Annotated in this window: 13 protein-coding genes; 6 read left to right on the top strand and 7 right to left on the bottom strand. The window is 70.2% G+C overall.

The annotated features are described in order from the left end of the window. Positions 1 to 37: 37 nt before the first annotated feature. Complete coding sequence (locus B0A89_RS06380) at positions 38 to 1630, bottom strand: GMC family oxidoreductase (RefSeq protein WP_085377425.1); 1593 nt, start codon at positions 1628 to 1630, stop codon at positions 38 to 40. Positions 1631 to 1789: 159 nt separating this feature from the next. Here B0A89_RS06380 and B0A89_RS06375 point away from each other — a divergent pair, with 159 nt between their 5' ends. The 4 genes from B0A89_RS06375 to B0A89_RS06360 are packed head-to-tail and all read left to right on the top strand — an operon-like array spanning position 1790 to position 6059. Continuing rightward, positions 1790 to 2536: a paraquat-inducible protein A gene (locus B0A89_RS06375; RefSeq protein ID WP_085377424.1), complete on the top strand. Its 747-nt coding sequence runs from the start codon at positions 1790 to 1792 to the stop codon at positions 2534 to 2536. Further along, positions 2536 to 3237, top strand: coding sequence for a paraquat-inducible protein A (locus tag B0A89_RS06370; RefSeq protein WP_085377423.1), 702 nt, complete (start codon positions 2536 to 2538; stop codon positions 3235 to 3237). The genes B0A89_RS06375 and B0A89_RS06370 overlap by 1 nt, the downstream gene beginning before the upstream one ends. Further along, entirely contained in the window at positions 3234 to 5315 is a 2082-nt protein-coding gene (locus B0A89_RS06365; RefSeq protein WP_085377422.1) for a PqiB family protein, read from the top strand. The genes B0A89_RS06370 and B0A89_RS06365 overlap by 4 nt, the downstream gene beginning before the upstream one ends. 3 nt (positions 5316 to 5318) lie before the next feature. Beyond that, a complete protein-coding gene (locus B0A89_RS06360) occupies positions 5319 to 6059 on the top strand; it encodes a PqiC family protein (RefSeq protein WP_085377421.1) in 741 nt (246 codons plus the stop codon). A gap of 3 nt (positions 6060 to 6062) precedes the next feature. Here the strand turns inward: B0A89_RS06360 and ferA are convergent, their stop codons facing one another. The 6 genes from ferA to B0A89_RS06330 form a co-directional block, all read right to left on the bottom strand. Then, positions 6063 to 6617: a flavin reductase FerA gene (gene ferA, locus B0A89_RS06355; RefSeq protein WP_169712141.1), complete on the bottom strand. Its 555-nt coding sequence runs from the start codon at positions 6615 to 6617 to the stop codon at positions 6063 to 6065. Continuing rightward, positions 6601 to 7395 (bottom strand): 3'(2'),5'-bisphosphate nucleotidase CysQ, encoded by a 795-nt coding sequence (locus B0A89_RS06350; protein WP_085377420.1) that lies wholly within the window; start codon positions 7393 to 7395, stop codon positions 6601 to 6603. Before B0A89_RS06350 ends, ferA begins: the two co-directional genes overlap by 17 nt. Further along, positions 7382 to 8740 (bottom strand): TldD/PmbA family protein, encoded by a 1359-nt coding sequence (locus tag B0A89_RS06345; RefSeq protein ID WP_085377419.1) that lies wholly within the window; start codon positions 8738 to 8740, stop codon positions 7382 to 7384. The genes B0A89_RS06350 and B0A89_RS06345 overlap by 14 nt, the downstream gene beginning before the upstream one ends. Positions 8741 to 8814: 74 nt before the next feature. Next, entirely contained in the window at positions 8815 to 10497 is a 1683-nt protein-coding gene (locus B0A89_RS06340; RefSeq protein ID WP_085377418.1) for a DUF2125 domain-containing protein, read from the bottom strand. Positions 10498 to 10666: 169 nt separating this feature from the next. Further along, positions 10667 to 11047 (bottom strand): hypothetical protein, encoded by a 381-nt coding sequence (locus B0A89_RS06335; RefSeq protein ID WP_085377417.1) that lies wholly within the window; start codon positions 11045 to 11047, stop codon positions 10667 to 10669. 61 nt (positions 11048 to 11108) lie between these two features. Then, on the bottom strand, positions 11109 to 14426 hold the full coding sequence (locus B0A89_RS06330; RefSeq protein ID WP_085377416.1) for a M10 family metallopeptidase C-terminal domain-containing protein: 3318 nt from the start codon (positions 14424 to 14426) through the stop codon (positions 11109 to 11111). A 407-nt stretch (positions 14427 to 14833) separates the two neighbouring features. On the opposite strand from B0A89_RS06330, the gene B0A89_RS06325 reads away from it, so the two are divergent. Together B0A89_RS06325 and B0A89_RS06320 are read left to right on the top strand one after the other, a co-directional pair. Next, positions 14834 to 18796 carry a glycosyltransferase gene (locus tag B0A89_RS06325; protein WP_085377415.1) on the top strand — a complete coding sequence of 1321 codons (3963 nt, stop codon included), beginning with the start codon at positions 14834 to 14836 and terminating at the stop codon, positions 18794 to 18796. Further along, positions 18793 to 21294 carry a glycosyltransferase gene (locus B0A89_RS06320; RefSeq protein WP_085377414.1) on the top strand — a complete coding sequence of 834 codons (2502 nt, stop codon included), beginning with the start codon at positions 18793 to 18795 and terminating at the stop codon, positions 21292 to 21294. The genes B0A89_RS06325 and B0A89_RS06320 overlap by 4 nt, the downstream gene beginning before the upstream one ends. Positions 21295 to 21458: the final 164 nt, after the last annotated feature.

The following is a 21458-nucleotide window of genomic DNA, read 5'->3' as shown; positions in this document are numbered from 1 at the left end:
GTCCTAGCAGCCTTGCGGTTTCCCGGCGGTTAACAGATCAAATGCCGCGGATTTCCTCGGCGATCATGATGGCCGCCTTTTCGGCGATCATGATCGTGGGCGCATTGGTGTTGCCCGAGGTGATCGTGGGCATCACCGAGGCGTCCACCACGCGCAGCCCATCGACCCCCCGCACCCGCAGCCGCGGATCGACGACAGCCCCCTCGTCCGCGCCCATCCGGGCGGTGCCCACGGGGTGAAAGATGGTCGATCCGACCATCCCGGCGGCCCGGGCAAGCGCCTCGTCCGAGCGGTATTCGGGCCCCGGCCTGAATTCCTGCGGGCGATAGCGGGCCATGGCGGGGTTTTCCATGATCGCGCGGGTGCGCCGGATCGCGCGGGCGGCCACGATCCGGTCGCCGGGCGTGGACAGGTAGTTCGGCGCGATCACCGGCGCGCGCATCGGATCGGGCGAGCCGATGCGCACATGGCCGCGGCTTTCGGGGCGCAGGTGGCACACGCTGGCGGTGATGGCGGGGAAATCATGCAGCGGCTGGCCGAACGCCTCGAGGCTGAGCGGCTGGACATGCCATTCCAGGTCGGGCGTGGCCATGTCGGGCGACGAGCGGGAAAAGGCCCCCAGCTGGCTGGGCGCCATGCTCATCGGGCCGGTCCGGCGCAGCAGGTATTCCGCGCCGATCCTGCCCTTGCCCCACCAGCGGCGGGCAAGCTGGTTCAGCGTCCGCGCGTCCGACACCTTCCAGGCGCAGCGCAGCTGCAAATGGTCCTGCAGGTTCTCGCCCACCGGGGCATCGCGCAGCACCCCGATGCCCATGTCCTGCAGCAGCGCCCCCGGCCCGATCCCGGACAATTGCAGGATCTGCGGCGTGCCGACCGCCCCGGCGCACAGGATGACCTGGCCGCCGCGCACGATCTCGGCCCGGCCGTCCGAGAACAGTTCAAGCCCGACCGCGCGGCGCCCCTCGAACACCACGCGGCGGACATGGCGGTGGGTCAGCACGGTCAGGTTCGGCCGGCGCATGGCCGGGCGCAGAAAGGCGCGCGCGGCCGACATGCGAAAGCCGTTCTTCTGGCTGACCTTGAAATAGCCGACCCCCTCATTGTCGCCGGTGTTGAAATCCTCGACGCAGGGGATGCCCTCGGCCTCGGCCGCCCGCGCCCAGTCGTCGAGGATATCCCAGCGCAGGCGCTGACGCTCGATCCGCCAGGGACCGCCTGCGCCGTGATGCTCGGACGGGCCGGCAAAGTAATCCTCGGACCTGATGAACAGCGGCTGCACATCGTCCCAGCCCCAGCCGGTGCAGCCCATCTGCCGCCAGCCGTCATAATCGGCCGCCTGCCCGCGCAGATACAGCATCCCGTTGATCGAGCTGCACCCGCCCAGGCCCAGGCCGCGCGGATACAGCAGCGCGCGCCCGTTCAGCCCCGCCTCGGGCGCGGTCTTGAACATCCAGTCCGTGCGCGGATTGCCGATGCAGTAAAGATACCCGATCGGCACATGGATCCAGGGATAGGTGTCGCGCCCCCCCGCCTCGACCAGCAGGACGCGCAGGCGAGGGTCTTCGGACAGGCGCGCGGCCAGCACACAGCCGGCGCTGCCCGCGCCGGCGATCACGATGTCATAGGGCATGGCTCCCCCCTCACCCAAGGCGCGGCGATGTTAGCAGCCGCCCGCCGCCCTGCAAGCCGCAGTCTCCCTCCATCCTTGACGCGCCGGAACGGGCCGGCGCGGGGCGCGGCGGGGGCCGCCCCTACTTGCACGGGCGTCCGGGCCGGCTATCTTCCCCCCATGATCGAGGCGGGCCATTACGACATCGAGACCGGCGCGGGGCTGATCGCCTGCCCGCGCTGCGATGCCCTGCATGTCGAGGCGGAGCTGCATGCGGGCGAAGTCGCGCGCTGCGTGCGCTGCCACAGCGTCCTTGCCCGCCCGCGCGAGGGGGCGTTCACCCAGATCGTGGCCCTGTCCTTCACGTCGATGGTGCTGATGGTCGCGGCGGTGTTCTTTCCGTTCCTCGAAATCTCGCGCATGGGGCTGGGCAATGCCACCTCGCTGTTCGGGGTGGCGATGGCCTTTGCCCATGGCTGGCTGATGCCGCTGGCGGTGGCGGTGCTGGCCTTCATCGTCGGGCTGCCGGCGATCCGGTCGGCGCTGCTGATCTATGTGCTGCTGCCGATGCGCGGCGGAGGCAGCCCCGCCTCGCGCGCGGGCGAGGCGTTCCGCCTGTCCGAGCTGCTGCGCCCCTGGTCGATGGCGGAAATCTTCGTGATCGGCACCTCGGTCGCGATGATCAAGGTGGCGGGGCTGGCCCATATCAGCCTCGGTCCGGCCTTCTGGGCGTTCTGCGCGCTGATCCTGGTCAGCGCGGCCAGCAACGTGTTCACCTGCTCGACGACCATCTGGGACACGCTCGAGGATCGCGGCGCCTTCACCGACGGGCGCGAGGTCGTGCCCGATCTCGCCGCGGCCGCGGCCGCGCGCGCAGCGGCAGACCCCGCCCGCACCGTCGCGGCCCCCCTGGGCGCGGGCGATTGATGCCGCCGCGCCCTGCCGCCCCCGGCGCCCCAGGCGTTCATGCCGCGCGCGAGGATGCGCCGCTGCTGACCGCGCACCGCGCCCATCTGGTCGGATGCCGCGGCTGCGGCCGCGTCTGGCCCGAGGGAGAGGCCCGCTGCGGCCGCTGCGGCGCCGCGCTGCACACGCCCGACCGCGCCAGCCTGCAGGCCGTCTGGGCCTGGCTGCTGGCGGGGCTGGTCTTCTATGTGCCGGCCAACCTGCTGCCGATGCTGAAGACGCAGACCTTTGCCGGGCTGCACGGCAGTTCGGACGCCACCATCTTCGGCGGGGTGGTGCAGCTGCTGGAATACCGCAACTACGGGGTGGCGGCGGTCATCTTCGTCGCATCTATCATCGTGCCGATCGGCAAGTTCATCGTGATCGCCTGGCTGGCCCGCGTGGCCGGCCGCCCGGCGACGGTCGAGGCGGCGCATATGCGCCTGCGCGCGCTTGAGGCGGTCGAATTCATCGGGCGCTGGTCGATGATCGACGTGTTCGTCGTGGCGATCCTGTCGGCGCTGGTGCAGCTTGGCTTTGTCGCCACGATCCAGCCCGGCCCGGCCGCGGCCAGCTTTGCCCTTTCGGTTGCATTCACGATGCTTTCGGCGCAAAGCTTCGATCCGCGGCTGATATGGCGGGGCCTGCCGCTGAGAAACCGCTCGGACAGGACCGCTGCATGACCGACGCCCCCCCGCCCGAGCGGCCTGCCCCATCCCCGCCGCTGCGCCCCGCCAGTCCGATCCGCCGCACCGCCGGGCGCGCCGCGCGGGCGGGCGTATCGGTCATCTGGGCGGTGCCGATCCTGGCTCTGCTGGTCACGCTGGCGCTGGCCTGGAACGCCTATACCGGGCGCGGCACGCTCGTCTCGGTCGCCTTTGGCGATGCCACCGGCATCACGCCGGGGGAAACCGCCCTCAAGTTCCGCGAGATCACCGTCGGCAAGGTCGAGGCGGTGCGCTTCACCAAGGATCTGCAGCGCGTCGTCGTGGATCTGCGGGTGGACAAGGGCATTGCCGAATTCATCGATGACGACGCCGAATTCTGGATCGTGCGGCCGCAGGTTTCGGCGCAGGGGATCTCGCGCCTGGACACCGTCCTGACCGGCGCCTTCATCGAGGGCTGGTGGGACGACAAGCCGGGCAGCACCGACAAGGCCGTCCATGACGGGCTGGACCGGGCGCCGCTGACGCGCAGCAACGAAAAGGGCACCTGGTATGCCCTGACATCGAACAATGCCAAGGGCATGACCGAAGGGGCGCCCATCTTCTATCGCGGTCTGGCGGTGGGGCGCATGCAGAACCTGCGCCTGGCCGAGGGGGATGAACGGGTCATCGCCGATGTGTTCATCGAATCCCCCCATGACCAGCGGCTGACCACCGCGACGGCGTTCTGGGACACGTCGGGCTTTTCGGTTTCGCTGGGCCCGCAAGGGGTTGCGCTGAACGTCCAGTCGGTTTCCTCGCTGGTTCAGGGGGGCGCCGAATTCGCCACGCTCAGCTCGGGCGGGCAGCCGGTCGAGCCGGGGCATGTCTTTGAACTGCAGCCCGATGAGCAATCCGCCCGCAAGAGCCTGTTCACCGCCTCGCCCGATCAGGAACTGCGGCTGAGCGTCCTTTTGCCCGATGCAGTGCGCGGGCTGGCCGAAGGGGCGGACGTGCAGTTCCAAGGGCTGACCGTCGGGCGCGTCACCGGCCTGTCTGTGCGCGTGGCCGGCGGCGCCGAGGGCCAGCCGCGCCAGGTTCTTCAGGACATCACCATCGCAGTCTCGCCCCAGCGGCTCGGGCTTGCCGACAACGCGACGCCCGCCGATGCGCTGGCCTTCCTGTCGGAACGTGTGGCCCAGGGCTTGCGGGCCCGGATCAGCGGATCGGGCTTTCTGGGCACCTCGCTGATCGTCGAGCTGGTTGACCTGCCGTCCAGCAGCCCCGCCCAGATCGCCGCCGATGCCCAGCCCTTCCCTGTCATTCCGGCCGCGCCTGCGGACAGCGCGAACATTGCGGCCAATGCGCAGGGCCTGATGAACCGCATCGGCAATCTCAAGATCGAGGAACTGCTGAAATCCGCCTCGGACATGATGGACAGCATCACGGCAGTCGCTTCCTCGCAGGACACCCGCGCCCTGCCGGGCAAGCTGGGCGCGGCCGTGGACAAGGTGGCGGGCGCGGCCGGGGACATCGGCACCATCGCCGCGGACCTCAAAACCGCGGGGGTCGGACCCAAGATCGGCCAGTTCGCCGATGACGCCGCGGGCGCGGCAAAGACGATCCGCGAGGCGGCCGTGAACCTGCCCAAGATGGTGGACAGCATCGACGCGGCGGCGACATCGCTGGATGAATTCGACTGGGGCGGGATCAGCGGATCGGCCAAGGGCGTCATCGATGACGTGCGCGCCATGCTGGGAACCGAGGATGCGGCGCAGCTGCCGCGCAACCTGTCTGACACGCTCAAGGCCGCATCGGGCCTGCTGAACGATCTGCGCAGCGGCAATGCCGCCGGCAATCTCAACGCCGCGCTGGCCAGCGCGCGGCGGGCCATGGACCAGGTGGCCCAGGCCGCAAACAGCCTGCCGCAGCTGTCCGCCCGCTTCCAGGCGCTGGCGGCGCGCGCGGACGGCGTCATCGGGGCCTATGGCGAACGGGGCACCTTCAACATCGAAACCCTGAATGCCATCCGCTCGTTGCGGCGCGCGGCCGACAATCTCGCCAGCCTTGCCGCCACCATCGAGCGCAATCCGCGCGCCTTCATCCTGGGACGATAGACCATGCGCCCTGCCTTGATCCTCATCTGTGCAGCCGTCGCGCTGGCGGGCTGCTCAAACCCGGAAAAGACCGGGCGTTACCTGATCGACCCGCCCACCCCGGCCGGGCGGGTGGCTGACAACCTGGGCACGGCCGAGCTGCGCGAGGTCACGCTGCCCGAATATGCCTCGTCGGGCGAGATAAGCTGGCAGACTGCCGACGGCGCGGTGCGGTCGAACCCGCGCAACCTGTGGGCCGACAAGCCGGAACGGGCCTTCACCCAGACGCTGGCGCGCGCGATTTCGGACTTGTCGGGGGCGACCGTGATTCCATCGCCATGGCCGCTGGCCGAACCGGCCAGGCGGCAGATCGAGGTGCGGGTGGAAAAGGCGCTGGCGCAGCGCGACGGCGTCTATCGGCTGTCGGGCCGCTATTACGTGTCGAACGCCAGCGCGGGCGGCGCCAACCAGGCGCGTAGTTTCGACATCACGGTGCCCCTGCCGGTAACGCAGCGCGCGGCCGGCAGCGGCATCGGCGCGCTTGCCGGGGGCCGGTCGGCCGGCCCGGTGATGACGCCGGGGACCATCGCGGCGGCGCAGAATGCGGCCATCTCGAAACTGGCGGCGCAGATCGCGGTGATCGGCGGGCCGGGCAGGACGATCCGCACCGCCACGCCCAAGCTGGACCCGCTGTTCTCGGGCGCGCTCGACCCCCTGCCCCCGCTCGACCCGCTGCCCGAGATCAGGATCGCGCCGGCGAGCTGAGGGTCAGCCCGCCGCCTCGAAGCCGCCAAAGCGGCCGGCGGCAAAGACGAGCGGGTGGTCATCCGGCCCCCCGACCGTCACCTGCGCCACCCGCCCGATCAGCACGGTATGATCGCCCCCCGGATGCACCGCCTCGGTCGTGCAGTCAAAGCGCGCCGCGACACCGGGGATCAGGGGGGTGCCGAGCGCGGTGCGCCCCAGCTCCAGCCCCTCGAACCCGGCGCCGTTGCGGGTGAAGCGCAGGCAGATGTCCAGCTGTTCGGCCCCCAGGACATGGACGGACCATGCCGCCGCCCCGGCAAAGATCGCATGGCGCGATGAGGTGCGGGCCGGGCACCACAGCACCAGCGGCGGGTCGAGCGAGACGCTGGCAAAGCTGTTGACCGTCATCCCGGCAGGGCCGGCAGGGCCTTGCGTCGTCACCACCGTGACACCCGTGGCAAAGCGGCCGAGCGCATCGCGGAACAGGCGGCCGCTTTCATTGGCGGGATGAAAGCTGATCGCGTCGGCCAGGCGGTCCAGTGTCTCGGGGGAAGCCGGCTCATGGGCGTGCTGCATCCTCTGTGATGGCGGCGGCAAGCGCCCCGTGCAGCCGCGGGCCTGCCGCGATCAGCCCGTTGCCCCGTGCCGACGGGCTGTTGAACGCGAAGGCCCGGCCGCTGCGGTCGGTGACGCGGCAGCCCGCCCGTTCGGCGATCAGGCTGGCGGCGGCGATGTCCCAGTCCCACACGGGACGGACGGACAGGGCCGCATCGAACCGCCCCTCTGCCACGAGGCAGAGCCGCCAGGCCAGCGCGGGCCGGAAATGCCGCCTGAGGCCCGGCACCCGCCCGCCCCGCCAGTGATCGGGGGCCAGCGCAGCCTTGGCCGCCAGCACGCTCGCTCCTTCAGCGGCGGTGGGGTCCGAACAGCGGATCGGCACGCCATTGCGCAGCGCGGGCCCGCCCTCTCCGGCCGCATAGGTCAGCCCCGGCGCCGGCAGATGGACCACGCCGGCCAGCGCGCGGCCATCCTCGACCACCGCGATGCAGACGGCAAATCCTTCGTCCCCGTCGATGAAGGCGCGGGTGCCGTCGATCGGGTCGATGACAAAGCAGCGCCGCGCCGACAGCCGCGCCGGATCATCGGGACTTTCCTCGCTGAGCCAGCCGTAATCGGGACGGGCCGGGCGCAGCAGCGCCTCGATCCGGGCGTTCACGGCCAGATCGGCCTCGGACACGGGGCCAAGCCCCGCTTGCTTGTCCCAGTGGCGGTAATCGCCCCGCCAGAATCCCAAGGCCAGGCGGCCGGCATCCTCGGCGGTGGCGCGGATCAGGTCCAGATCACTGCCCGGCAACGGTCATTCCCTCGACCAGCAGGCTGGGAACCCGGTGGGTCCGCCAATCGGGCAGGTCGTTGGCAGGGGTCATCCGCATCAGCATGTCGCGCAGGTTGCCGGCGATGGTGCATTCGTTCACCGGATAGGCGAGTTGCCCGTTCTCGACCCAGAAGCCGGCAGCGCCGCGGGAATAATCGCCCGTGGTCGGATTGATCGACGCACCCAGCATCGAGGTGACGACCAGCCCGCGCCCCATGTCGCGGATCAGCTCGGCCGGGCTGGCGGAACCTGCGGTCAGGATCATGTTCGACACACCGGGCGATGGCGGCGCCGAGGTGCCACGCACCGCGCTGGCGGTCGAGCGCATGCCCAGCTTGCGCCCCGTCGCCAGGTCCAGCGTCCAGCCTGCAAGCACCCCGTCCGAAACCACGGCACGCCGCGCGGTCGGCAGCCCTTCGCCGTCAAAGGGCCGCGACGAGGGATGGCGCGGCAGGCGCGGGTCTTCGATCAGGTCCATGCCGGCGGGCAGGACAGGATTGCCCAGCTCGCCCAGCAGCCAGCTTGCCCCCCGTGCGACCGCGGTTCCATTCACCGCCGACAGCAGATGCGCGATCAGCGTTGCGGCGACGCGTTCGTCATAAAGGATCGGAAAGGCCCCGGTCGGCGGCTTGCGCGCGCCGCGGCGGGCGACGGCGCGCTCGCCCGCGCGCCGGCCGATCTCCTCGGGCGCGGGCAGGTCATCCTGCCAGACGCGGGATTCCGAGGCCCAGTCCCGTTCCATCCCCGTGCCCTCGCCGGTGATGGCGACGGCCGAAATCCCGTGGCTGCTGCGGCCGTAACCGCCCGAAAAGCCGTTCGTGCCCGCCATCCACAGCCGCCGGTGCATCGCCGAGGCGCCTGCGGATTCGGCCATGCGCACCCCGTCCACCGCCAGCGCCGCCGCCTCGGCCCGCAAGGCGAGGTCCAGCAGCGCCTCGGGTTGCGGCGCGGCAAGCCCGTCATCCAGATCAAGCCCCAAGGCATCGCGCTGGGGCGACAGTTCGGCCGGATCGGCAAGGCCGATCATGTCATCGACCGGTGCCTCGCGCGCCATTGCCACGGCGCGTTCGGCCATCTCGGCGATGGTGCGCGCGCTGCGGTCGCTGGCCGACACGCAGGCCTGCCGGCCGCCGATCAGGACACGCAGACCGATTTCCACGGCGGCGGCGCGGTCTGCATGTTCCAGGGCGCCGCCCCGGACATCCACGGACAGGGATTCGCCCGCAACGGCGACGGCATCCGCCTCGGTCGCGCCGGCCTTGCGCGCGGCATCCAGCAGCGCCGCGGTCAGCTGAGACAGATCGGCGGCGTCACGGTCAGCCATCGCGGAAATCTCGCCTTGGAAAAAGCCGGGGGCCGGACTGGGCCGGCCCCCGCGCAGTCGTTCAGGGGCGAGTGTTACTTGATCTTCTGCCCGTTGGCAAAGATCTCGCCGCCCTGCTTGAACTCGATCTGGCTGACCAGCGCATCGCTGCCCTCGGCGGCAGGCTTGGCGAACATCGCCAGCATCATGCGGAAGCCGGCCAGCTGGTCGCTTTGCACAAGGCCCATTTCCACCAGCTTGTCCATCAGCCCGTTGGCGCCGTCCAGCCGCGCCGAGATCTGGCCGACCGGCGTTTCCACCGTGCTGCCGTCGGGGATCGACACGCTGCCCGAGGCATCCAGCCTTACGCCGGCGGCATCAACCGCCAGCTTGTTGAGGGTGATTTCGGTCGGGGCGAAGGGATCGGGCGTGGCGGCGGGCATCTCGGACGTGTCGGTTCCCTCCGCCGCGGCTCCGTCTGCTGTGGCCCCATCGGCTGCGGTCCCGTCGGCTGCGGCATCCGGGGCGCTGCCGCCCGCGGCGGCTTCCGCCTCGTCGGCGGCCTGTTCGGGATCCTTGCCGGGCGCGGGTGCCGCTGCGTCAGCCTGCGTGGCCGTCTCGGCAAGGGCGGGATCGAACAGGTCGGCGTTGATCTTGGCCATGCCGGTCAGGTCGAGGTCGATGCTGGCCGGATCGCGCGGCAGCTTCTTGCCGGGATCGAAGGAATTCCACAGCGCATCGCCGATCGTCAGGCCGGCGACCGAATAGGCGAACTTGAAGGGCTGCGGCTGGTCCGATTTGGAAACCGGCACCTGGAAATCGCCGGTCGTGCTCTGGGCCGCATAGCTGATCGGGAAGGGCAGATCGGGCGATTTGACCTCGACCGAGCTGGCATCGGAACTGGTCTGATATTTCATCCCGTCCTGCGCCAGGCTGAAGGTCAGGTCGATGCCCTTGGCGTCAACCTTTGCCTGGGTGGTCTTGTCCCCGCCGTCCTCTTTCTTTTCGGTGGCGGCGATGTCCATGAGGACGCCTTCCGTCGAAAGCTTGCCGGACATGGACAGGCCCGCCTTCAGCGCGCCGCTCAGATCCTGGCCGATGCTGATCCCCTTGGGCAGGGCATAGCTGACCTCGCCGGCCACCTTGTCCAGAGTGCCCTTGACGGTCGCATGGCCCTCGTGATCGCCCAGGTCGGCGGAAAGCTCCAGCCGGTCGGCGCTGCCGGTGGCGTCGATGGCCGTCGCCGCGCCGTCAACGACATGCTGGCGCGAGGTGAGGTTGACCAGCTTGACCGATACCGGCAGCGGCTTCTCACCCTCGGCATCGGTGATGGTGGCCAGCGTGACGCCCGCCTCGCCGGCACGGCTGTCATGGGTCATGTCCCCGGCGCTGCCCGAGGAGATCATCTCGAAATCGGCCATGTGCAGCGCCCCCGCGACCGAGACGGGCTTGCCCTCCTCGTCCGTGAAGTCCAGCCGGACCGGCATCTCGTCGGAAAAGACGGTGCGGACCTTGCCGTCCCCGGTGGCCGTCAGCGTGATCTCGGGCGCGGACAGGTTGATCTTGGCGCCGTCCTGCGGCGCATCATAGGCAAAGACCACGTTCCTGAGCGACAGCGTCTCGCCTGCCTGCTCGCGCGCCCCTTCGGTCACCACATAGCCGTTGGCCTTGTAGTAATCGATCCAGTTCTGCCACACCTGAACGGGCGTGACATCGGCAAGCGCCGGCCCCGCGAGGGCGAGCAGCGCGATGGCCGAGCTTGTCGGTCGGAAGAACATTGCCGGGACCCTTCGGGACTGTTGCGTGACGCGAGGTTAGTGTCACAGGAATGGCCGTGGGCCAAGAAGCCTCATGCGATCTGCGCCGCAAACCGGCAATCCGCGCCGTTCACGATTTCGTTGGACCCGTTGCAGGGCCCGCGATCACCGTAAGGGAGGGCCGGGCGGGTCAGTACATGACGGTATAGAGCGTGATCTCGAGCGGCGTTCCGGGCGCATAGCCGGCGCTGCCGCGGGCAAGCAGCCAGCCATCCGCGCGCTCGAGCCGGGCGACGATCTCGGCGCCGGGCGCGGGGGCAGCGGGCAGGGTGAAGGTCATCTGCCGCGCATCCCCGCCGCTTGCGGCCTCGGCGAGCGCCGTCTTGGGCGCGCCGGGGGCGTCCAGCGAAACCAGGACCCGTCCCTTGGGGATCGCGGCGCCGTTCTCGAAGGTGATGGTGCCGCGGACGGCATCGCTCTGGGCCATGGCGCTGCATCCCATGATGGCCGCGGCAACGCTGCCCGCTGCAGCCAGCAGGACAGCGCGGCGGCGCGTGGTCGGTCGGCTCATCCGGGCCTCCTCGTTGCCGTTGCGGATCGGGGGGGGCGCTTTTTCAGCGCCCCCCGGCAGGTCAGATGATGTGGAAATCGTCGGCTGAAATCAGGCGCGTGCCGCTGATCTGCGCAAAGACGATCGCTGCCGCGCCGCCTGCCCCGTCCGCGTCATAGGCCAGCATCCGATCGTCGGTGTCGAAGATGATCCGGTCATCGGCATCGATGGCCAGCCCCCCGCGGTTTGCCTGGAAGGCCCCGACCGCCAGATCGCCCTCGGCGAGCGTCGCAAAGATGCTGCCGTCCAGCAGGCACATGTCGGACCCCGCATCGAAATCCATGATGCGATCGACATTCCCTTCCCCCAGCGCCGTGGCGAAGCGGAAGAAATCGTCGCCGGCGCCGCCGATCAGCGTGTCGGCGCCCACTCCGCCGTCCAGCAGGTCGTTGCCATCCCCGCCCACCAGCCGGTCGGCCCCGGCCTCGCCCGGCTGCGCGGGGGCGGGCGGAAACTCGACCGAGACGTTCAGCTCATACGAGGAGCCTGCGGGCACGCTGGCCGACCAGCCGTCGCCCGCCCCCTCGGGGTCCCAGCGGCCTTCGAGAATATAATAGGTTCCCGATGCGGGCGCGGTGAAGACCAGCCCCGAATCACGGCCGCTCGATGATCCCGGATCGCTGCCGCCATCGTCGTTTTCGGCGATGACATTGCCGGCGGCGTCCAGCACCCGCAGCCAGCTGTCATGGACATCCGGATCGGCGATATGGTCGATGTCCAGCGTGATGACCGTGCCGGCCGCAACGTCCAGACGGTAATAGCCGCCCTGCCCGGTGCCGACCGCGTTGACCGTGGTGTGCAGCACGGTGGTCGAATCGAAGATGTCCGGGTCGGCCGCCGTGGTGAAGTTGTTCGACAGGTCCAGCGCCGTGGCGATGGACCCGTTCGTGGCGTCCGCCCCCAGCGTGACATAGCCGCTGCCCATGCCGGGCCGCGTCACGACGGCGGTCTGGTCGAAATCGCCCAGCAGCGTGTCATCGCCCGCCGCCCCGATCAGCGTGTCCGCGCCGCCCTGCCCGGTCAGCAGGTTGGCCCCGTCATCGCCGTGGATGCGGTCGCCGAATCCGCTGCCCGACAGGTTCTCGATCGAGACATAGGCATCGCCGCCCGAACCCGCATGGGACAGGTCCAGCCGGACCCCGCCGGCCCGGTCGGAATAATCAGCCGTGTCGCGGCCCGCGCCCCCGGCCAGCGTGTCGGGGCCAAGCCCGCCGGTCAGCGTGTCGTTCCCCGCGCCCCCCGACAGGAGATTGGCCCGCCCGTCCCCGATCAGGCGGTCGTCATGCATCGAGCCGACGGCATTTTCAAAGCCCCGCAGGATGTCGTGGCGGATCACCATGCCCCGCCCGACGATCTGCACCGGGCCGTCGGCATCGCCCCCGCTTGCGGTCCCCGCCGCCAGATCGACCGTCACGCCCGCCGAGCTGCCCTCATAGACGACCGTGTCGGTTCCGGCGCCGCCGTCCAGGTAATCCTGACCCGAGCCGCCGATGATCGTGTCGTTGCCACCCTCGCCATACAGGATGTCGCCATCCGCGCCCCCGTCCAGGATGTCGTCGCCGGCCCGGCCGTTGAAATAGTCGCCCCCGCCCCGGCCCCAGAAATGGTTGCCGGCCTCGTTTCCGACAAAGCGGTCGATGCGGTCATCCGAGCCGATGAGATTCTCGATCCCGTAGAAGGTATCGCCCGTTCCCGTGCCGCCGCTGGCGACATTGGTTTCCAGGTTCACGAGCAGCTGGAACGGGCTTTCCATGCTGTAATCGACCGTGTCGATCCCGGCGCCGCCGCGGAACACGTCCGCGCCGGCCTGCCCGCGCAGCACGTCATCGCCCGCCCCGCCGTCCAGCGTGTCCTCGCCCGCGCCGCCCATGATCGTGTCGTTGCCCGCCCCGCCATACAGGGCATCGGCGGCGTCGTTGCTTTCGGTCTGGTCGTCCAGATCGGCGATCGGGATGGTGTTGTTGATGTCGCGGCTGTCCAGCGAATCGCGCCCGCCCACGATCAGGTCATCGCCATCAAGGCCGAAGATCGTCTGGCTGCCATCGCCCCCGTCCAGGCTGTCGCCGGCAGCGGTGCCTGCCAGGATCTCGCCCACCGGGCTGCTGCCGGATTCAGTGCCGCCATCGGCGCTGCCCGGTTGCGGCGAGCCGCCGACATAGACGATATGTTCGACATTGGCGATGCGCCCCAGCCGCACCCCGTCGGTCATGACATAGATCGTGTCGTTCCCGCCGCGCCCGCGTTCGCGCACCACGTCATCGGCGGAATCGACGAAATAGACGTCGTCCCCCGCGCCGCCGGCCATGCTGTCGGCGCCGCCCCGTCCGTCGATCCGGTTGGCGCCGTCATTGCCGATGATGACATCGGCATGATCGCTGCCGACGGCGTTCTCGATGTAATAGGCCGCCTGGTCGGCATTGTGGCCGGCAAAGATCGAGACGTTGTTGCTGTGGCCGTTGACGCTGGAGAAATGCCCGGCGCGCATGTCCAGGATCGTGCCCGCGGTCGAGCCGGAAAAGTCGATGGTGTCGTTGCCGCCCGTATCGTGGATCAGAAAGCCCACATCGTGCGTCATGCCCGTGGCCGTCAGCCGCTGGCCCAAATGGGTGCCGCCGAAGCCGTAGGTGTCGTCCCCGGTGTTCAGCTCGATCGTCTGATAGGTCCGGTTCCCGGCCGCATCGACGGTCGAGAAGAACCGCCGGATCACCGTCTCGACATCGGCCATCAGGGCCGTCGTCGCCGACCAGCGCGAGGTTTCCCCCACATCGATGCCGTCGAAATAGGACATGACGCTGTATTGCTGGCGGTCATAGATCCAGGTGGCGTTGTTGATATAGCTGATCTGCACACCCCCCGGCCCGCTGTAGTTGTAAAGGCCGGGGTGGTTCAGCCCGAACTCATGCCCGAATTCGTGGATGAAGCTGTCAAAGACATAGCCGCCCACATCCGTCAGGTTCGGCTCGCTGTCATGAAAGCGCTGGCCGATGCTGACATAGCGGTTGCTGGAATAGGCCGAGCCGTCGCTCGGCTCGCCGATCTCGGGGCTGACGACGCGGATCCAGTCCTTGTTGCGGTCATAGGCCGCATCGTCCACGATCTCGAACTTGAGCGGCGTGACCGTCGCCCAGGTCTGCAGCGCCCCGATGGCCGCCGCCTTGTAATCGGGATGGTCGTTCAGCTCGGTCACGTTGATGCGCAGCGTCCCGGCGGCAATGGCGGGCGTCAGGCTGCGGTTGAGGGCGCCCAGATAGCGCAGATAGCCCTCATAGTCGTCGCTCTTGCCGAAGGGGTTGTCGGGGGTCTGGTCGTTGACCCACCAAGGATCGTTCTGGTTCGTCATCTTGGCAACCTCGCTGCTGATCGACTGCGGATTCTCTCGCCCTGAAGCGGCGCTTTGCGGACACACGCCCTGCGTGCCGGAGCACGGCCGGACAAACTGCCCGGTTGAATAGTGAAAGGGTAAACGGAAGCTGTCCACGGTTTTTATCGCCTGCCTCCTTGCTCTGTTCCTGTCCGGTCCGGCCGGGGCCGGGCAGGACGGGCAGGCGGAACCTCTTGCCTCGCGCCAAGGGAACGCTATGCTGACAGGCTGACCAAGGCACCGGACACGGGTTCACATCCCATGACGATCACCCCTGCCAGGACTGCACATGGCCCTGCCGGCCGTGCTGGCCCAAGGCGCCCCCTGTCCCGGCCGCTGCGCCGGGACGCTTGCACCAGGAAGAACAGGGAACGTTCGTCCGCGTCATGACAAGCAATCCTGATCTGTCGCCGCGCGGCGCGCTTCGCCTTGCGAAACGGCTGGCGCGCTCGGCACTGGGGCGAAGCGTCCCGCCCGCCAGCGCGCCTGCCTTTGCGGGCAATGTCGATGTCCTCACCCCCTTGAGCGTCGTGGGCTGGATCGCCCGCCCCGGCGACGGTGCGCCGCTGCGGGTGGACATCCTGTCGGGGCGGCGGATCATTGCGCAAGGCCTGCTGGCCGACAATCATCGCCAAGACGTGCAGGATGCGGGCTTCGGCAGCGGGCGGCACGGTTTTTCCGTTGCCGTGACAGGCGCGCCGCTCGACCCGGCACAGGGGATCGAGCTGCGGCTTTCCGCCACGGGCGAGGTCGTGCTGCGCCGCGCCATGACCGGCGCGGCCGGCCCCGTCGATGCCGACCCCGCTGCTGAACGCCCCGCGCCTGGCCGCGCGGCCGGCGGCGCCGTCGGCGGCGCAAGCGGCCATCGCGGCAAGATCGAACGGCTGTCGCCGACGCAGTTGCGCGGCTGGGCCGTGGATGGCGCCCATCCCGGCCGGGTGTTCGACAGCCAGCTGCTGATCGACGGCATCCCGCTGATGACGGTCCGCAACGACCGGCCGCGCCACGATCTGCAGGCGGCGGGGCTGTCGGCCGGGCTGGGGGGGGTGGATGTCGCGCTGCCCCTGGGGCTGCTGGAAGCGGGCGAGCATGTGGCAACGCTTCGCCTGCCGGACGGCGGGGAACTGCGCCAGACGATCAAGATCGCGCAGCAGCAACAGCGGCCCGCGCTGAACGGCGGGGTGCCGGCGGTCCGGCCTGCCGATGTGGCGGTGATCGTGCCGGTCTGGAATGCGGCCGACGATGTCGCCACCTGCATCGAGCGGCTGGAGCGGCACACCCCGCCCGAGGTCGAGGTGCTGTTCATCGACGACGCCTCGCCCGATCCGGCGATCGCGCCGCTGCTGGCGGGGGCCGCCGCCCGCCGCCCTGCGACGCGGGTGCTGCGCAATGCCCAGAACATGGGCTTTACCCGCACCGTCAACCGCGGGCTCGAGGAAATCGGCCGCAAGCATGCGGTCTTGCTGAACAGCGATGCGCGCGTGACCCCCGACTGGATCGAAGGGATGCTGGAGGCCGCCGCCTCTCGCCCCCGCGTGGCGACGGTCACGGCCATGTCCGACCGTGCCGGGGCATTCTCTGCCCCCCGCATCGGGAATGACAACGACCTGCCGCCCGGGCTGGAGGAGGATGCCTATGCGCGGGCGTTCCGGCGCCGCTCGCTGCGGCTGCGCCCCGTGGTGCCGACGGGCAACGGCTTTTGCATGTTCGTCAACCGCGCCTGCATCGACGAGATCGGCGCGCTGGATGCCGGGGCCTTCCCCCGCGGCTATGGCGAGGAAAACGATTTCTGCATGCGCGCCCGCCGGGCGGGCTGGGCGAACCTTGTCGATGACGCGACCTATGTCTTTCATGAACGCTCGCGCAGCTTCGGCCAGTCCAAGACTGAACTGATGGCGGCGGGGCGGGCCGTCATCGAGGCACGCTATCCCGAATACGGGCGCGCGATCCGGGTCTTTTCCGAAGGGGCCGATCTGCACCTTGCGCGCTGGCGCGCGGCGCAGGCACTGGCGGATTGCAACGACCCTGCGGCCGGGCTGCCGGCGATGCTGTTCGTCGTCTCGACGCAAAGCGGCGGCACGCCGCAGACGAATCTCGACCTGATGCGCCAGCTCGGCGACGAGGCCGATCTGTGGCTGCTGCGCTGCGACAGCCGCGCCCTGACGCTGAGCCGGCTGCAGGACGGCGAACTGGTCGAGATGCGCAGCCACCGGCTGGGCGAGGCCGTCGATCCGATCACCCATGGCTCGGCCGAATACGATGCCATCGTCGCGGACTGGCTGGGCTGGCTGCGCCCCTGCATCGTCCATATCCGCCATCTCGCCTGGCACAGTCTGCAACTGCCGACGCTGGCGCGGGATTGCGGCGCGCGGGTGGTCATGTCGTTCCACGATTTCTATGCGCTGTGCCCCACGGTCAAGCTGCTGGACGAACGGCGGGTGTTCTGCGGCGGACGCTGCACCGCCACGCCTGGCGACTGCGCGGCCGAGTTGTGGCCGCCCGCCAGCCTGCCGCCGCTCAAGCATCGCTGGGTCCATGTCTGGCAGGGCATGTTCAACCGGGCGCTGGCGGCCTGCGACGCCTTCATCACCACCTCGCCCAGCGCCCGCGCGACGCTGCTGGCGGGGCTGCCCGGCGTTTCGCCGGACCGTTTCCACGTCATCCCCCATGGCCGCAACTTTGCCCGGATGGACAGCATCGCCGCCCGGCCCGCGCCCACCGAGCCGATCCGCATCCTGCTGCCGGGCAATATCGGCGTGCCCAAGGGGCGCGACATCCTGGCGGCGCTGCTGGATCACGACGGGGCCGGGCGGATGGAGTTTCACGTTCTCGGCAAGATCAGCGATGCCGCCGAACTGGCCGGCCAGCCCCGGCTGTTCCTGCATGGAGAGTATAAGCGGGACGAGTTCGCCGCCCGCGCCGCCGCCATCCGCCCGCATCTGGGGGCGATCTTCTCGATCTGGGACGAAACCTGGTGCCATACGCTGACCGAGCTGTGGTCCGCCGGCCTGCCGGCGCTGGTGTTCGATTTCCCCAATGTCGCCGCGCGGGTGCGCGAATCGGGGGCCGGCTGGGTGGTGCCGCATCAGGATGTCGCGGCGCTGCACGACGCGATCCTCGCCGTCGCTGAAAACCCGGCCGAAATGGCCCGTGCGGCCGCCGCCGCCGCCGCATGGCAGCAGGGGACCGGCATCGCCATGACTACGCCGGTCATGGCCCAGCGCTATCGCGCGATCTACCGCAGCCTGCTGCGGCCTGCGGCGCCTGCCCGTCCGGTCGTGGCGGTGGTGGCGCCCGCGTTTCCCCTTTTGGATACGGCAGACGCTTCGAGACAGGTCAGACTGCGGGAACGGACCGTCAACCACCCTGATCGCCCCGTCGCCTATGTCCGCATGAGCGCCGAAACGGCGATCGCCAACCTGTCCATGGGCAGCGTGGACGGGGTGATCGTCCAGCGGACCGGGGTTCCGCCGGAACTCACCGCGCCGCTGCTGGCCGCGCTGGAACGACAGGGCATCCGTCATCTGCACGACCTGAGCGACGATTTGCTCAACATGCCCGCCGACAAGGATCCCGATGGGACCTATGCGGCGGCATCCGTGCCGCTGGCGCGGCTGGTGGCGGCGGCGGGGGCGGTCACGACCTCGACCGAGGCGCTTGCCGCCCGGTTGGCGGCCATAAACCCGGCCGTTCATGTCCTGCCCGACCGGCTGTCAGGGCGCCTGTGGCGCGGCACGGTGCCCGGCCGCGCGCCGGACGGGATGGTCCGCGCGTTTTACATGGGCACCAGCACCCATGCCGAGGACCTAGCTGCGATCCTGCCGGCGCTGGAGGCGCTGGCCGCGCGCGAGGCGGGCTTTCGCCTGGCGGTGATCGGCATCCAGGACGCCCCCCTGCCCTCCTGGGCCGAGCGGGTCGCCATACCAAAGGGGATGCGCAGCCATGCCCGTTTCGTCGGCTGGCTGCGGGCGCAGGCGGGGCGGTTCGATTTTGGCCTTGCGCCGCTGGCGCGCACCGCCTTCAACCTGCGCAAGTCGGATCTGAAGGTGATGGAATACGGGGCGTTGGGCCTGCCGGTGCTGGCCTCGGACCTGCCGGTCTATGCCGATCTGGGTGCCCGCCAGCCGGGCGTGACGCTGGTGCCCGCGGATGGCTGGGCCGAGGCGCTTGAGGGTGCGCTCGCGCAGGCGCGCAGCGGCGACGCCGACCGCCGGGCGATCCGCGCCTGGACGATGCAGCACATGGCGCTGGACCCGACGCTGGCCGATTTCGACGCGCTGGTGCTGCGCCATGTCAGGGCGGCGGCAGGGCCGGGCGCAGCCGAAGGCAAGGGACGCGCCCTTTCTTGACTGGGCCCATCCCCAGCTATCGGGCCTTTCGCAGCCGGCACGGTGCCCAGCGCGCGCAGCGCCGCCGGCTGGCCGCGCCGGGCCTTGCCAGCGCCGGTTTTCTGGAACGACAGATGATCCTGGGCAACCGCCTGCGGCTTGAGGGCTGGGCCATCGCCGATGCGGTCAGCGTGGTTGACGCCGAAGGGGCCGAGCTGGCGCGCACCGCGCCCCTGCTGCCGCGCCCGGATGTTCGCCGCCAGATCGGGGGAAAGGCCGACGGCTATGGCTTTGCCGTCGTGGTTCCGGCCGATGCGGCGGCGGCCATCGTCCTGCATCGGGGGGGCGCCGCGATCCGCACCCCGCTTGCCCAAGGTGGCTGCGTTGCCGGGCTGAAAGCCGAGGCGGCGCTGCTGCGCGATTACCTGCGCAGCGCCGCGGCGGCGGCGCCTGACCTGACGCGCTGGCTGGTGGCGCGTGACCCGGCCGCCCGGCACCGTCTGCAAAGCCGCTTCGGCACGCAGGAGGAGGCCGTTCCCCTGCTTTGCCCCGATGCCCTTGCCGGGCAGGGCTGGCCAGCCGGGATCGCCCCCGACCCGGTCACCATCATCCTGCCCGTCTATCAGGGCCACGACCTGCTGGACGGGGTGCTGGCGCGGGTGGCCGAACATACCGACCTGCCCTGGCATCTGGTGGTGCTGGACGACGCCTCGCCCGATCCGCGCATCCTGCCGCTGCTGCATCGCTGGCGCGCGCGGCTGGGGGAGGGGCGGATGACGCTGATCGCGAACCCGCAGAACCTGGGCTTTGTCGGCTCGGTCAACCGCGGCCTGCAGGTCGCGGCAGCGCGAGGCGGGGATGTGGTGCTGCTGAATGCGGACGCCTTTGTTCCGGCGGGCTGGGCAAGCCGGCTGCTGGCGCCGCTGCGCGCGGGCCGGGATGTCGCCTCGGTCACGCCGATGTCGAACGAGGCCGAGATCGCCAATGTCCCGGTCATCTGCGTGCCCAGCGCCATGCAGCCGGGCGAGGCGGACCGGCTGGACGCCATGGCGGCCGGGTGGAACGGACCGGGCGCGGTCGCCGCCGCGCCCACGGGGGTCGGCTTCTGCATGGCGCTTTGCGCCCGCGCGCTGGCGCAGGTGCCGCAATTCGATCCCGTATTCGGCCTGGGCTATGGCGAAGAGGTGGACTGGTGCCAGCGCACCGCCGCCGCCGGCTGGCGCCACCTGCTGACGGCGGGGCTGTTCGTCGAGCACCGGGGGGGGCAGTCCTTCGGCGCGGCCGCCAAGGCCGAACGCATCGCCGCCAACGGGCGGATCATCTCGGCCCGCTATCCGCGATTTGACGCCGAGGTGGCAGGCTTCATCGCCGCCGATCCCTTGCGGACCCAGCGGCTGGCCTTGGGGCTGGCCCTGGCGCAGATGCGGGCCGCCGGCCGGGGCGAACGGCTGCCGGTGCTGATCGGCCATGCCTGGTCGGGGGGCGCGCGCATCTACCTGGACCAGCGGATCGCCCAGGCCCTTGAGGCGGCGGGCGGCGCGGCAGTGCTGCGGGCGATGCCCCATGGCGCGTGGCAGGTCGAGCTGCACACCCCCGCCGGCATCACGCAGGGCTGCATCGAGAGCGCGGACGACATCCTGCGGCTATGGCCCGGCGCCGCCGGCCTGCATGTCGTCTATTCCTGCGCCGTGGGCACGCCCGAGCCGCTGGAAGTGCCGCGGCTGCTGCTGTCGCTGGCGGATCGGCCGGACAGCAGGCTCGAGGTGACGTTCAACGATTTCTATCCGATCAGCCCCTCCTATACCCTGGTGGGGTCGGATGGCGCGTTCCGGGGGGTGCCGGGGCCGGACGATCCCGATCCGGCGCATGTCTTTGCGCAGCCGGGCGGCGCGGCGATACCCTTGCGCGACTGGCGGGCCGCATGGGACGGGGCGATCGCGCGGGCCGACCAGCTGACCGCATTCTCGCCCAGTTCGGCGCGCATCATCGCCGAGGCATGGCCCGCCGCGCGCAGCCGCATCGTGGTCAGGCCCCACAGCCTTCCTGCCCTGGTGCCGCGCCTGACCCCCGCGGCAGGCGGCGATACGCCCGTGATCGGCGTGCTGGGCAATCTCAACGCGCCCAAGGGGGCCGCGGTGATCGCGGATCTTTCGGCCCATCTGGCCCGCTCGGGCGAGGGCCGGATCGTGCTGCTGGGCGCGCTCGACGACGCCTATCGGCTGGCCCCGCCCTCGGCTGTCGCCGGCCCCTATACCATGGAGGATCTGCCCGAACTGGTGCGCCGCCACGGGATCGACCGCTGGTTCTTTCCCTCGGTCTGGCCCGAGACGTTTTCCTTCGTGATCCACGAGATGCTGCTGACCGGCCTGCCGGTCGCCAGCTTTGACCTGGGCGGGCAGGCCGATGCGGTGCGCCAGGCGATCGCGCAAGGGGCGGGCAGCGCGCGGCTGCTGCCGCTGCCCCCCGGCCCCATCGACATCCCCGCGCTTGCCAGAACGCTGACCGGCGCGCCGCGCTGACAAAGCGCGGGCCGCAGGCAAACCCCTGCCCGCCCGGATGGCCGCCGCGCAACAAGGCAGAGCCCAGCCCGGATGACACCTTCGCCCGCAAGCCGCAGGCATCGGGCGGGCGGGCCCTGCGCTGGCTCGCGGTTGCGGGACGGGCCGCTGCATGGCAAGCTGAG

The organism is Paracoccus contaminans (genome assembly GCF_002105555.1).
Classification (GTDB): Bacteria; Pseudomonadota; Alphaproteobacteria; order Rhodobacterales; family Rhodobacteraceae; genus Paracoccus; species Paracoccus contaminans.
Note: the sequence above shows the minus strand (reverse complement) of the source record. Positions and strands in the feature narration are given on the sequence as shown.

Bases quoted from the DNA above. Each gene is read 5' to 3' on its own strand.
- B0A89_RS06380 (WP_085377425.1), bottom strand. From the start codon at position 1,630: ATGCCCTATGACATCGTGATCGCCGGCGCGGGCAGCGCCGGCTGTGTG.
- B0A89_RS06375 (WP_085377424.1), top strand. From the start codon at position 1,790: ATGATCGAGGCGGGCCATTACGACATCGAGACCGGCGCGGGGCTGATC.
- B0A89_RS06370 (WP_085377423.1), top strand. From the start codon at position 2,536: ATGCCGCCGCGCCCTGCCGCCCCCGGCGCCCCAGGCGTTCATGCCGCG.
- B0A89_RS06365 (WP_085377422.1), top strand. From the start codon at position 3,234: ATGACCGACGCCCCCCCGCCCGAGCGGCCTGCCCCATCCCCGCCGCTG.
- B0A89_RS06360 (WP_085377421.1), top strand. From the start codon at position 5,319: ATGCGCCCTGCCTTGATCCTCATCTGTGCAGCCGTCGCGCTGGCGGGC.
- ferA (WP_169712141.1), bottom strand. From the start codon at position 6,617: ATGCAGCACGCCCATGAGCCGGCTTCCCCCGAGACACTGGACCGCCTG.
- B0A89_RS06345 (WP_085377419.1), bottom strand. From the start codon at position 8,740: ATGGCTGACCGTGACGCCGCCGATCTGTCTCAGCTGACCGCGGCGCTG.
- B0A89_RS06340 (WP_085377418.1), bottom strand. From the start codon at position 10,497: ATGTTCTTCCGACCGACAAGCTCGGCCATCGCGCTGCTCGCCCTCGCG.
- B0A89_RS06335 (WP_085377417.1), bottom strand. From the start codon at position 11,047: ATGAGCCGACCGACCACGCGCCGCCGCGCTGTCCTGCTGGCTGCAGCG.
- B0A89_RS06330 (WP_085377416.1), bottom strand. From the start codon at position 14,426: ATGACGAACCAGAACGATCCTTGGTGGGTCAACGACCAGACCCCCGAC.
- B0A89_RS06325 (WP_085377415.1), top strand. From the start codon at position 14,834: ATGACAAGCAATCCTGATCTGTCGCCGCGCGGCGCGCTTCGCCTTGCG.